This window comes from Rahnella selenatireducens (assembly GCF_046449555.1).
Classification (GTDB): Bacteria; Pseudomonadota; Gammaproteobacteria; order Enterobacterales; family Enterobacteriaceae; genus Rahnella; species Rahnella selenatireducens.
In genome coordinates, this window is record NZ_JBKEZJ010000002.1 from 312,137 (window position 1) to 324,485 (window position 12,349).

At 50.9% G+C, this 12,349-nt stretch carries 9 protein-coding genes and 1 pseudogene; 6 read left to right on the plus strand and 4 right to left on the minus strand.

Translation table 11 applies throughout. The features are described 5' to 3' along the window. Nucleotides 1-9: 9 nt before the first annotated feature. The 3 genes from ACLBVC_RS04765 to ACLBVC_RS04775 form a co-directional block, all read right to left on the minus strand. On the minus strand, nucleotides 10-1,419 hold the full coding sequence (locus ACLBVC_RS04765; protein WP_410148822.1) for a sucrose-6-phosphate hydrolase: 1,410 nt from the start codon (nucleotides 1,417-1,419) through the stop codon (nucleotides 10-12). Further along, the gene (locus ACLBVC_RS04770) at nucleotides 1,419-2,789 is read right to left on the minus strand and encodes a sucrose-specific PTS transporter subunit IIBC (protein ID WP_410148479.1); all 1,371 of its coding nucleotides are present in this window, start codon (nucleotides 2,787-2,789) and stop codon (nucleotides 1,419-1,421) included. The genes ACLBVC_RS04765 and ACLBVC_RS04770 overlap by 1 nt, the downstream gene beginning before the upstream one ends. Nucleotides 2,790-2,863: 74 nt before the next feature. Continuing rightward, the gene (locus ACLBVC_RS04775; RefSeq protein ID WP_410148481.1) at nucleotides 2,864-4,444 is read right to left on the minus strand and encodes a carbohydrate porin; all 1,581 of its coding nucleotides are present in this window, start codon (nucleotides 4,442-4,444) and stop codon (nucleotides 2,864-2,866) included. A 254-nt stretch (nucleotides 4,445-4,698) separates the two neighbouring features. Here ACLBVC_RS04775 and ACLBVC_RS04780 point away from each other — a divergent pair, with 254 nt between their 5' ends. From ACLBVC_RS04780 to ACLBVC_RS04805, 6 genes and pseudogenes are all read left to right on the plus strand, one after another. Continuing rightward, entirely contained in the window at nucleotides 4,699-5,643 is a 945-nt protein-coding gene (locus ACLBVC_RS04780; RefSeq protein WP_410148483.1) for an aminoimidazole riboside kinase, read from the plus strand. Between the two features lie 389 nt (nucleotides 5,644-6,032). Beyond that, entirely contained in the window at nucleotides 6,033-7,586 is a 1,554-nt protein-coding gene (locus ACLBVC_RS04785) for a peptide MFS transporter (protein WP_410148484.1), read from the plus strand. Nucleotides 7,587-7,854: 268 nt separating this feature from the next. Further along, nucleotides 7,855-8,319 (plus strand): annotated as a pseudogene (locus ACLBVC_RS24845) (MBL fold metallo-hydrolase); the annotation flags it as partial. A gap of 439 nt (nucleotides 8,320-8,758) precedes the next feature. Next, a complete protein-coding gene (locus tag ACLBVC_RS04795; protein WP_410148488.1) occupies nucleotides 8,759-9,148 on the plus strand; it encodes an alkyl sulfatase C-terminal domain-containing protein in 390 nt (129 codons plus the stop codon). Between the two features lie 117 nt (nucleotides 9,149-9,265). Beyond that, nucleotides 9,266-10,402, plus strand: coding sequence for a GGDEF domain-containing protein (locus ACLBVC_RS04800; protein ID WP_410148489.1), 1,137 nt, complete (start codon nucleotides 9,266-9,268; stop codon nucleotides 10,400-10,402). Between the two features lie 674 nt (nucleotides 10,403-11,076). Beyond that, nucleotides 11,077-11,394 carry an RcnB family protein gene (locus ACLBVC_RS04805; protein WP_195824064.1) on the plus strand — a complete coding sequence of 106 codons (318 nt, stop codon included), beginning with the start codon at nucleotides 11,077-11,079 and terminating at the stop codon, nucleotides 11,392-11,394. Between the two features lie 37 nt (nucleotides 11,395-11,431). On the opposite strand, the gene ACLBVC_RS04810 is transcribed toward ACLBVC_RS04805, so the two are convergent. Then, the gene (locus ACLBVC_RS04810) at nucleotides 11,432-12,256 is read right to left on the minus strand and encodes a helix-turn-helix domain-containing protein (protein WP_410148490.1); all 825 of its coding nucleotides are present in this window, start codon (nucleotides 12,254-12,256) and stop codon (nucleotides 11,432-11,434) included. Between the last annotated feature and the right edge of the window lie 93 nt (nucleotides 12,257-12,349).

The window sequence follows — 12,349 nt, forward strand, 5'->3', positions numbered from 1 at the left end:
GAAAGGTTTTTATTCTAACACGCAATCGGCTAACAGCCAGTGGCGCAGCGCAATCGGGTAATGACCGCTGAAGTTTAATCTGGCCGGTAATACAGGGAAATAGCGTGAAGTCATCACCGCTTTGCCGTCGTTGATGAAAATCTCAATGCTGGAACTGTCACACAGCACCGTCAGTTTGCGTAACGAACCGTGCCAGACACGTTCTTCCGATAATCCGGTGCGCCGGTTTTTGCGCGTCAGATGCAGACAATCACCGTCCCATCTCAGCAGCAGGTCTCCGCCAAAATCAGCGCTGAAGGCCTGTACGGTTTCAATTTCCACTTCAGCGCGGGTCACATCCCAAACCGGCGCATTGTCCGCCAGCCCCTGCCATTCCTGCACATCGCCGCGAAGCGCCTGCAATTCACGCGCAGGGCGCTGAATGATTTTACCGTTCTCCAGCGTCAGTTCACGCGGGCAGGTCAGGGTATGCAGCCAGCCGTTTTCTACCGTGGGCTGATAAAACTCATCGCCGTCCGGGATACCCATCCAGCCGATGAGCAACCGGCGACCATCGTCGGTTTGCGTCGTTTGTGGCGCATAAAACTCAAATCCCAGATCAAGCTCCGTGAATTCGCCATGCGGAAACTTCGCTTTTTCGGTATCCAGATGCCCGGCAAAATAGCCTGACTGGAAGGTATTCAGATATCGGTCGGCTTCAGCAGGCAGACCTTGCGGGCAGCAAATCAGCACGTCCTGACCGTCCAGTCTGAATAAATCCGGGCACTCCCACATGTAACCGAAATCCCCTAATCCGTTAAGATTCGATCCGGCAATTTCACCCGAAAATTCCCAGGTGAGCAGGTCGTCAGAGCGGAGCAGAAGAACCTTGCCCTGAAGGCTGAGGTCCTGCGCGCCCAGCACCATGAACCAGTGACCGTTTTTTCGCCAGACTTTCGGATCACGCACATGCCCGGTGTAGCCTTCCGGTAAATCCAGCACCGGGCCGGTTTTATCAAATTCACCTTTTGCGTTTTCACGCGCCAGACACTGGAACGCCGTGCGGCTGCCATCCGGATATTTCACGTTGCCGGTATAAATCAGCGTCAGGTGACCGTGATCGCTGACCGCAGAACCGGAATAACAGCCGTGCGATTCGTAGGCTTCCGACGGTACCAGCGCCACCGGCTCATGCCGCCAGCTCAGTAAATCCGCTGAACTCCAGTGCCCCCAGAATTTCGCGCCGTGCGCACAGGCCAGCGGGTTCCACTGGTAGAACACATGATAACGACCTTTATGCTGGATAAATCCATTCGGGTCGTTGAGTAATCCGACCGGAGGCGCAAGATGCCAGCCAGGACGGTATGGATCCGCCGCGACTTTTACCTGCCCTGACACCACACTGCGCAGGGCTTGTTTCAGCAAACTCGTTTCCGTCATCATTCACTCTCCGTTTTGTATTTCAGCAACAACGACAGCAGGAACGCGCTGCCAAAAGCAATCACAAGACCAATCAGATAGCTGAGGATCGAACTGGCTTGTACGATCGCCAGCCCCGGAATACCGGTCAGGCCGACGGCCGTCATATTCACGTGCATAGCCACCACCCAGGCACCGCCCAGTGCGCCACCCGCCAGCGCGGCGAGGAACGGTTTCATGAAGCGCAGGTTAATACCGAAAATCGCCGCTTCGGTAATGCCCAGCATGGCCGAGAAGGCCGAAGGCACGGCGATGGCTTTGATTTTGGCATCCTTTGTTTTGAAATAAACCGCCAGACAGGCACCGCCTTGCGCCACGTTAGCCATTGACCAGATCGGCAGCAGGAAGTTAACGCCAATATTCGGATTACCCAGCAACCCGGCCTCAATAGCATGGAAGCTGTGGTGGATGCCGGTGATCACAATGACGGAATATAATCCGCCAAATACCAGCCCGGCGAACCAGCCTGCATGCGCGATCAGCGTGCTGAGCACAAAGGAGATGCCGTCACCCAATGCACGACCGGCTGGCCCGATAATCAGGAAAGCGATGAATCCGGAAATAATCACCGTCAGGAAAGGGGTCAGGATCAAATCCAGCGCATCAGGGATGACTTTGCGCAGACGTTTTTCAATAAAGCTCATAAACCAGACGGCCAAAAGAACCGGGAATACCGTGCCCTGATAGCCGATCATCGCAATTTCAATACCAAAGAAATTCATGGTGTGGAAACCGCTGGCAACGCCCCAGGCATTGGTCAGCGCAGGGTGAGTCAGAATACCGCCGAGCGTGGCCCCCAGGAACGGATTGCCGCCAAATTCACGCGCCGCCGTGAAGCCAATCAGGATCGGCAAAATGATAAATGCCGCCGAGCTGAACATGTCGAGCATGATAAAAATCGCGCTCTCAGGATTGGCCCAGCCGTAGGTTTTCACCATGCCGAGCAGGCCCATCAGGAGACCGGAAGCCACGATTGCCGGAATAATCGGCACAAAAATGTTCGACAACACGCGGGCAATGCGCTGGAACGGATTCAGTTTTTGCGCTGCAATGTTGGCCGCTTCGGATTTGCTCGATTCGCTGATGCCCGCCACTTTGATGAACTCGGCGTAAACCTTATTCACCAGACCGGTACCAAAAATAATCTGTATCTGGCCCGCATTGCTGAAACAGCCTTTCACGCCTTCAACTTTTTCTATGCCACTTTTATTGATCAGGCTGTCGTCGGCCAGCACCAGACGCAGGCGCGTCGCGCAGTGTGCCGCGCTGGCGATATTGTCTTTGCCGCCAAGCAATGGCAGTAATTCCGTGGCAATTGCATTGATATTCATCTTATCCCTTACCTTTTTATTATCGACATCGCCCGGTTTAACCGGGCGCAGCCTCATCAATCACACCCTGTTTTTTAGAACCAGGTTTCCATCTGGATACCAAAATTCCACTGTCCGCCAGCGGTAAAACCATCCGTGCCGAACGAATCGCTGGAAGAATAGCGATCCAGTTCTTTGCTCCAGTCCATGTAGCTGGCGAAGAAGCGAATTTCCGGGCGGCTCAGCATGTCGCTGATATCACCTACTTTGAAGGTCGGCGCAAAGGTCAGTTTGTAGAATCCGCCTTTCACTTTGTTGTAATCGTTGTAGCCCTGCGGATCGAGATCCATGTACTGATAACTGCCTTCATACGCCAGCTCGAAGTTTTCGGTGATCTTCTGAATCAGGCGGGTGTTGAACGTCACCCATTTATAATCATCGCCGGAGATATAGCGGTCTTTACTCTGCTGAGCCAGAACGGCAGGGGCGATGCTCCAGTTTTTGCTTAACGGCGTGATCCCGTAAGTTGCCAGACGCAGCGTGTTGGCGTCATCGGTCAGATGACCGTCTGAACCCAGCGCTTTAACTTCTGCACCCAGACCATGACCGTAAAGCAGTGCGGTCGTGGATGTCCCGTCGCGCAGCCCGTAGAAGCTGTCACCGTGGTAGGCCAGCATCGTATGGAAACCAGTATCGGCGGCATTCGTGACGCCCTGAGAACCGGTATTTTCACGATCCTGATTATTTTTGGCACGCAGGCCGCTGAGCATCCACTGGAAAGGTCCGGCGTAGTTGTTCGCCGTAACAATGTAGTTCTCAATCCGCGTGTCGTCTTTGTTCTTATTTTCGAGATCGTCAAAATTGCGCCCGTAAAGTGAGAAGTTACTTTTCAGGTTGTCTCCCCATTTGACGTCGTAGATCCCGCCACCGGTTCCCGCCAGGAAGATGATGTCAGAGTCGAGGAAGTGAATGTCGAAATTATCGCGGTCAAAACGTTTACCCGCCCACAGCGTCGAATCTTTCCATGGCCCGGTGAACGTCGGCAAAGAACCTAATTCCACAAACGCCTGACGAATATTCAGATCGCTGGTTGCGCCGGTCCAGTCGTTGTAGCTGCGTTGTCCGTCCGCCAGCATGACTTTGTAGCGGGAGGTCGCGCCGCTGGCCATGGTCTGGTTATGTTCCAGATTTAATTCGACGTAAGTGTTGTTTTCGTTACCCAGACGTCCGACTGCGCCACCGGTTTGCCCGGCTGGCGTGACGTAAGGCCCGCTTTCTGTCGATGTGCCGGAATCATTCATGATCACGCCGGAACGCGCATAGCCCGAAAATTTGAATCCTTCTGGCGCACTGCTGGTTTTATTATTAATGCTGGCTAACGATTCTGTCCGTTCCGCCACTTCAGCCGTTTTTTTCTGATTAATTTCAGCATTCCTGGCGACCTGAAGCGTTTGCAGTTCATTGCTGGCTGTCCGTGTTTCCAGCGTTTTCACCTGTTTTTCTGCTTCCGTGGCGCGCGCTTCTGCTTTGGCGGCGCGGTTCTCGGCGAGTTGCAATCTTTTCTCCAGAGCATTCAGCCGGGCCTCGATGGCACTGGCCGACGTATCCGCTCCCTGGGCGGCGCTCGACAGAATTAATCCAATAGCAACAGCAAGATAGCGAGGTTTCATCATCATTTTTATCCCTCAAGGTAAGTGTAATTATTATGGGAAAACCATTTTTGCTAAATTGCTAAACTGGTTTTCCTGAGCACAATAATCATCCACACTGCCTTTAATCAATGATGTTTTACCGCCATGTCTTGTATTTGTGATCCTGTTTGCAAAATATGACTAAACTCTGACAATTCATTTGTACTTGATTAGCTAAACCGGTTCTTCTATTTTACATGACCATGTGGCCAGACAGGAATTGAATACAGGGAATGAAAATGAAAAACCGAATTTGGGTGTTGGGTGATGCTGTTGTCGATCTGATCCCGGAAGACGATGGCCGATTATTGAAATGCCCCGGAGGCGCACCGGCGAACGTTGCTGTGGGAATCAGCCGTCTCGGCGGGGAAAGCGCGTTTATCGGGCGGGTAGGGGATGACCCGTTTGGGAAGTTCCTGATGAAAACGTTAAGCGATGAAGGCGTAGATACGGAACATATGCTGCCGGATGCCAGTCATCGCACATCGACGGTGGTGGTCGAAAACGATGCCGACGGGGAACGCTCCTTTACGTTTATGGTGCGTCCGGGCGCAGATTTATTCCTGCAATCCACCGATATTCCGGCCTTCAAAGCCGGGCAATTTTTGCATCTGTGCTCGATTGCTTTATCCGCAGAGCCCAGCCGTTCTTCTGCCGTGCTGGCGATGGCGCAAATGAAAGCCGCAGGCGGCGTGGTGTGTTTTGACCCGAATATTCGCCACGATTTATGGCCGGATGAAAATCAGTTGCGTGACTGTCTGACACAGGCGCTGTCTCTGGCCGATATCATCAAAGTGTCGGAGGACGAGCTGGAATACCTGACCGGTGAAGTGTTGCTGTCTGAGGGGATTCTGCGTCTTTGCGACCGTCACAACCCTGAACTTTTACTGGTCACACAGGGCAAAAATGGTGTGTCGGTTTACCGGAAAAAAGATGCGTCGTTGATGCAATATCCGGCTCCGGAAGTAAAAGCACTGGATACCACCGGCGCGGGCGATGCGTTTGTCGCCGGATTACTGGCCGGGCTGGCGGAGCACTGGCCGCTGAATTCAGAAAACGCCTGGAATCAAACGGTCCGTCAGGCACTGGCTTGCGGTGCGCTGGCAACGACAGCCAGGGGCGCCATGACGGCGTTGCCGGATCGTGCAAAATTAGAAGAATTTTACACTGTGGTCTGTTCCTGAAAGGGAATCGACCACGTCGATTTCTGGGTCAAATCACGAAAACTTGTCCTTCAGAAGAGGCGCGCGGTGACGGCGTCTTTTCTATATTTTCCTTTAAACTCCAGGCAACCATCGCAATAGGATTATTCTATAAATCATAGAGTTATTTTCTAAATACGTCAGATTTCCTCACCAAGTTTCCGCTAATAACCCCATTCTTAAAGCCGACTTTAAATCTGTAAAAGTAGACAACTGTCGACTTTTCATCTTAAAGTCCCCCGGTTGGCGCTAGACATAACTAGTATCCAGTGACCCGATAATAATAGCTGAATGTTGAAGAGCGGCCGTCCAGATGTCGCCGGACATTTCAGTATTCACAAGCACGACTTAAGACTTTCTCTGGAGAATTTATGCAATCCTCTGTTAACAAAAACGAGAGCCGGACCTTCTTCGGCCATCCGTATCCGCTGGGCTCACTGTTCTTCACAGAAATGTGGGAACGTTTTTCATTTTACGGGATCCGCCCTTTACTGATCCTGTTCATGGCAGCAACGGTTTACGATGGCGGCATGGGCATGGCGCGTGAAAACGCATCGGCTATCGTCGGTATCTTTGCAGGCTGTATGTATCTCGCCGCGTTACCGGGCGGCTGGCTGGCAGATAACTGGCTCGGGCAACAAAAAGCGGTCTGGTACGGTTCGATTCTGATTGCGCTCGGCCATCTGGCTATTGCCTTATCTGCGTGGTTTGGCGACAACCTGTTCTTTATCGGCCTGATGTTTATCGTCCTCGGCTCCGGCCTGTTTAAGACGTGCATCTCCGTCATGGTCGGAACGCTGTATAAAAAAGGGGATACACGCCGCGACGGTGGGTTCTCACTGTTTTATATGGGCATCAACATGGGTTCATTTATCGCACCGCTGATTTCCGGCTGGCTGATCAAAACCCATGGCTGGCACTGGGGCTTCGGTATCGGTGGTATAGGGATGCTGGTGGCGCTGATTATCTTCCGCGTTTACGCCGTTCCAGCGATGAAACGCTATGACAGCGAAGTCGGTCTGGATTCCACCTGGAACAGCCCGGTGGCGAAGAAGAAAGGCGTCGGCGGCTGGTTGCTGGCGCTGGCAGCCGGTGTGGCGGTTATCGTTACGCTGATCGCACAGGGCATTATCGTCATCAATCCTGTCGCACTTGCCAGCATGCTGGTGTACGTCATTGCGGCCTCGGTCGTACTCTATTTCATCTATCTGTTCGTGTTCGCCGGACTGACTCGTAAAGAACGCGCCAGACTGCTGGTGTGCTTCATTCTGCTGGTTTCAGCGGCGTTCTTCTGGTCCGCGTTTGAGCAGAAGCCGACCTCGTTCAACCTGTTTGCTAATGACTACACCAACCGCATGATCGGCGATTTTGAAATCCCTGCCGTGTGGTTCCAGTCCGTCAATGCGCTGTTCATCATTTTGCTGGCCCCGGTATTTAGCTGGGCATGGCCGAAACTGGCACAGAATAACGTGCGTCCGAGCAGCATCACTAAGTTCATCATCGGTATTTTATGTGCGGCGGCGGGCTTTGGGATCATGATGATGGCGGCACAGAATGTGCTGAGCAACGGCGGAGCAGGGGTATCCCCGCTGTGGCTGGTGGGCAGTATTCTGATGCTGACACTCGGCGAGCTTTGCCTGAGCCCGATTGGGCTGGCGACCATGACGTTACTGGCACCGGAAAGAATGCGTGGCCAGATGATGGGGCTGTGGTTCTGCGCCAGTGCGCTGGGTAATCTGGCGGCTGGCCTGATTGGTGGCCACGTGAAAGCCGACCAGCTGGACGTTCTGCCAGATCTCTTCGCGCGTTGTTCTATTTCGCTGCTGATCTGTGCTGCGGTGCTGTTCGTGCTGATCATTCCGGTACGCAAAATGCTGGAAAACTCACAGACGAAACCAGAAGAGAAACCGTTGAACAATGCCTGATCTGTCAGCCACATGATTAAAAATGCCCTTCATATCGGTTTTATGAAGGGCATGATTCTTACGTCTTTGAACACATCATTTCACCCCGAGATTATTTCGCGACTTCCCTAGCTGGAAGTCGATTGGGTGCTTAACCTCGTTCGAATCCATTAAGTATCGATACACACCCTTCGATTTATTCTGTCAAAAAATCACGCCTGATAAATTTGGGATAGCTTGTTGCGAAACGACAAATAGCGCACATAAAAAGAACATATAAGTCCATAACCTAAAAAATCAGGGGCCGACACCCGATACCGTTAATCCAAGTTTATGGCGACAATCACAGCTTCTGGCAGTTCATGGTTTGTTTAAGGTTGTCGATGGCATCTATCAGGTCCGCAGCATTGATCTCGCCAATATCACATTTATTCGTGGTAAAACGGGATGGGTTATTGTTGACCCGTTAACGTCAACTGAAACAGCAAAAGCTGCGCTGGATTTAATCAATTCCAAAGTTGAAAACCTTCCTGTCACCGGGGTGATTTTCACCCACTCTCACGTTGACCATTTCGCCGGTGTTCGCGGTGTCGTTAACGAGGACGATGTTCGTTCCGGCAAAATCCCCGTGGTGGCTCCAGAAGGATTTATGGAAGAGGCCGTGAGTGAAAACGTCTTCGCAGGCAACGTGATGAGCCGCCGTGCATCCTATATGTACGGAAACCTGTTGCCTAAAAACCCGGAAGGAAATGTCGGAGGAGGGCTGGGGCTAACGACAGCCGCGGGGAACATTACCCTGTTCCAGCCAAGCAAACTCATCAGCAAAACCGGCGAAAAGCTCACCGTAGACGGTGTGGACATGATTTATCAGATGGCGCCAGGCACCGAAGCTCCCGCTGAAATGTTGTTCTACTTCCCGCAGTTTAAAGCGATCGACCTGGCCGAAGACGCAAACCATACTTTGCATAACATTCTGACGCTTCGTGGCGCGAAGGTTCGCAGTGCGGCCAAATGGGCCAGCACCCTTAGTGAAACGATTGATATGTGGGGCAGCGAAGCGGTGGTGTCCTTTGGCAGCCACCAGTGGCCACAGTGGGGCAACGATCGCGTGCTTACCCATCCAGGCTGAATCAGGCCCGGCACGCAACTTTTACCTTTCCGGCGCTCAGGAGCTTCGCGGTGGTGTTCATAAAATGGCAACGCCAAATACCAGCTCCCCGGATATCATTCGTGGCATGACGACACCGATGTTCCTCGATTTCCTGGCCATCCACCTCAACGGTCCGAAAGCCGGCGATAAATCGTATGCCTATAACCTCATTTTCCCGGATACCAACGAGAAATTCATTCTCACTGTCAAAAACGGTGTGATGAATTACAGTAAAGATAAACAGATGGATAAACCGGATGGCACCGTGACGCTCAAGCGTACAACCCTTGATGACATTGCTCTGGGTAAACTGAAACTCGGAAATCTGTCAGAAAGCGGAGATGTCACCATCGATGGAAATAAAGAGAAATTCAAAGAAATGTTGGGTGAATTCGATAAATTTGATTTCTGGTTCACTATTGCGGAGCCTTAACAGTTCGCAGAGACATTTGTCACAAACAGGGCGCCCGTCAGGGGCGTCTTTTTTATGACACGCTCAATTTTCAAAGCAAGATAACGTGCATCTTAATGATAATTATAAGGTTAATTCATGTCCAAAGAGCAACGCAGGCCACCGACGCTGAGCATGCCGCAATGGAAGCGCCGTGAAGAGATGATCCTTTTCGCGCTGTCAAAAAGTGTCCCCTGGCTGGCATTTATTAACCTCAGTTTTGCTGTGATTATCATTTTTCGTAACCAGCTTTTCAGCCATTTTGATGCCGGGCTTTCTCTGCACGGGAACATCTTCCAGACCATCAATATTATGATGTTTTTGACGATGTTAATGTCTGCCGTAATGGCCGGCGCGGCAGTGATTGCATCAAAAAATCGGTCGGCATGGCTCAGTCATATTCTGGATATTTCACTGCTGCTGATAAGCCTCATCTGGTCATTTTGTTGCTATATCTTTGTGACGTTTTGGGCGCTCCCGATAGCTTATCCTCTTGCCATTATTCTGATGCTGACCGCGCTTGCCGGACTGTACTTCTATCCGCGTGGCTTGTTGCTGTCTGTTTTTCCGCTTTGGATAACCGTTCTTGCGGCGAATATCACCCTTTATTCAGAGATATACGTTCGCTTCTTCGTGATCTGGGTTCTCTTCACATTGATTTTGATCTACGGAAGGCAGATTCTGCAACGCTGGTTTAATGAGAACTGGGAACGTCATCAGGATAATCTTTTGCTGATTACTCGCCTGGAAACCATCGCTAATCAGGATCCGCTGACGGAAACGGCCAACCGGCGGGCAATGGAAGTCCATCTGAACATGGCCATCAACCGCAATGTTCCATTTAGCCTGATCATGCTGGATGTCGATTATTTCAAGCGTTACAACGATCATTATGGACATCAGGCGGGAGATGAATGCCTTGTGAAGATGGCGAAAATACTCAAAGCTGCCGTGCGGACGCCCGAAGACGTGGTGGCGCGTTACGGGGGCGAGGAGTTTCTTCTGTTACTGCCGGATGCATCGGCAAAAGAAGCGGAATTAGTGGCAGAACGAATTCATAAATTGCTAATGCAGGAGGCAATACCTCATCTGCAATCTGACGTCAGCGACATCGTGACAGTCAGTATGGGAATCGCAAGTTCAGGTGATGACAAAAGTGTCGCCGAACTGATTTCTGCCGCAGATTCGGCTTTGTATCGGGCCAAAAGCCAGGGACGTAACCGCTGGTGTGGCTGATATTTAGCATAACCTAATCTTGAATTTGGTGCGCATAATCATGATTATGTTAAATAAGGAATCCCATGACGCACCCGCCAATAATCCACCGTCTCTCCTGCTGATAAACTGGATCTTCCGTTGTGACCCGCTGTATTTTTAGCTCTCTTCAAGAATAGTTCTCTCGCCTTTCAGATATCGAAATCATTCAGCCTGTTCTGACTTCCCGATGACGTATCGAATGTCCCGCTGATGTATGTTCCGTCTCTGAAAATAACCACGTCATCCACTCTCACAGGATGCGCGCACTCGGCACACTGGATAGTATGCACAACCTCTGCAAACGGCGTACTCACTGTGGCATTGAAGCGATCTGAACCGCATTGTTCGCAAATTATCCGGATATCCGGCATGTGATAAACCCGACATAAGAAAAAAAATAACAGATTTAAATATAACACATAGGAAAATTCTTATTGTGGATATTTCCTTTACGGTAGAGAAATCCCCTGACTGATATAGCCCGCTGTCTCATTTGCATTTAGACACAATAAATCGTCCCGCCATCGGGGGATTTTCTCGTTATTATCCTGTCCTACAAAAAAGCACAGGTTTCGGCTTTACTGCTTACACAAAGGATTGGCGGCATATCACCGAGGCAGGCATTACGTTGATGATTTTAAACGGGATAATCTATGCGTCATTCTAAAATTGTTATGTTATCGGCTCTGGTTGTTTCTTCATTATTACCACTGGCCAATACCGCGTTTGCGGCATCAAACTCTCACGAAATCAAATCGTTCTACGATGATTCCAAACTTTACTCGATTGGCGATCAGGTTCCGGCGCTGTATCGCACCAAGCCTTATGAAATTATCGGCTGGCAGGAACGTCACCTTCCAGCGCCGGATGCAGGTACACACTGGACGTACATTGGCGGCAGTTACGCACTGATCACCGACACTGACGGTAAGATCACCAAAGCTGAAAACGGCGATATCTACTTCCAGTAAGACACTACAAGTTCGTCTCTGCGAGGCCTGAAGAAATTCAGGCCTTTTTTCTTTCCTGTGACGGTGTAATGCCAAACACCTGTTTATAGGAAGTGGTGAAGTGATTACTGTTTGAAAAACCACACATAAATGCGATATCGGTGATAGAGGTTTCCGTGTTTTTGATCTTGACGCGTGCCGACACCAGACGCAGCCTTTTCAGATAGTTTTCCGGGGTCATCCCGGTAGTTTCCTTTATGCGGCGAAACAGCGTGCGCTGCGTCAGCAAGAATTCGTCAGCGACGTCCACCCAGTTAATCTCTGTAAAACAATGTTCCTGCAAATACCCCAACAGGCGGTGAAGTTTGTACTGCGTATGATTGCGATCCTCGCTTTCCCTCTGGTTAACCAGGCTCATGATCAGTTGGAAAAATAACCCTTCCTGCTGAACCGCCCGCACGCTCCGGTCGCTTTTACCCGCACGGGTAAACATCTGCCCGACTAAATCCCGGCAATGATTTTTCACCTCCGGCAATAACCAGCCGTATCCACTGCCTCCGCTGGCAGAAAAGGGAGAAAGCAGGCGTTCGGTATTGGTCAGATAGTTGAATTCAGTCCGCGGGTTGATGAGTACATTAATCAGTTTCAGCGTGCCGAGTTCATCATAGAAATGGTAGTCATTGTCTCGGACGAAAAACACGTCGCCTTCCTGAATAAAAACCGGTTTGCCGTTGATAACGTGCAACCCGTGGCCGCTGTCCACAATCACCAGTTCGTCAAAATCGTGGCAATGCTCGCTGTTGTTATCTTCCGGGTCGCTGGAGTAAACCGACAACTTCTCCTCAACAGAAGAAAAATAGGCTTCCACTTTGAGTTTATCCATAAGGTGATTTGTCTCGTTCAGATCCTTTATCCTTGCAGACAATCAACATAAGGGATTCCCCGCAGGCCAGCGAATCCGATTTCTGAATATGTG

What these genes read in the sequence shown, in the direction of transcription:
- ACLBVC_RS04800 (WP_410148489.1), top strand. Translation starts at nt 9,266, where the DNA reads ATGTCCAAAGAGCAACGCAGGCCACCGACGCTGAGCATGCCGCAATGG.
- ACLBVC_RS04780 (WP_410148483.1), top strand. Translation starts at nt 4,699, where the DNA reads ATGAAAAACCGAATTTGGGTGTTGGGTGATGCTGTTGTCGATCTGATC.
- ACLBVC_RS04795 (WP_410148488.1), top strand. Translation starts at nt 8,759, where the DNA reads ATGGCAACGCCAAATACCAGCTCCCCGGATATCATTCGTGGCATGACG.
- ACLBVC_RS04775 (WP_410148481.1), bottom strand. Translation starts at nt 4,444, where the DNA reads ATGATGATGAAACCTCGCTATCTTGCTGTTGCTATTGGATTAATTCTG.
- ACLBVC_RS04785 (WP_410148484.1), top strand. Translation starts at nt 6,033, where the DNA reads ATGCAATCCTCTGTTAACAAAAACGAGAGCCGGACCTTCTTCGGCCAT.
- ACLBVC_RS04805 (WP_195824064.1), top strand. Translation starts at nt 11,077, where the DNA reads ATGCGTCATTCTAAAATTGTTATGTTATCGGCTCTGGTTGTTTCTTCA.
- ACLBVC_RS04765 (WP_410148822.1), bottom strand. Translation starts at nt 1,419, where the DNA reads ATGACGGAAACGAGTTTGCTGAAACAAGCCCTGCGCAGTGTGGTGTCA.
- ACLBVC_RS04770 (WP_410148479.1), bottom strand. Translation starts at nt 2,789, where the DNA reads ATGAATATCAATGCAATTGCCACGGAATTACTGCCATTGCTTGGCGGC.
- ACLBVC_RS04810 (WP_410148490.1), bottom strand. Translation starts at nt 12,256, where the DNA reads ATGGATAAACTCAAAGTGGAAGCCTATTTTTCTTCTGTTGAGGAGAAG.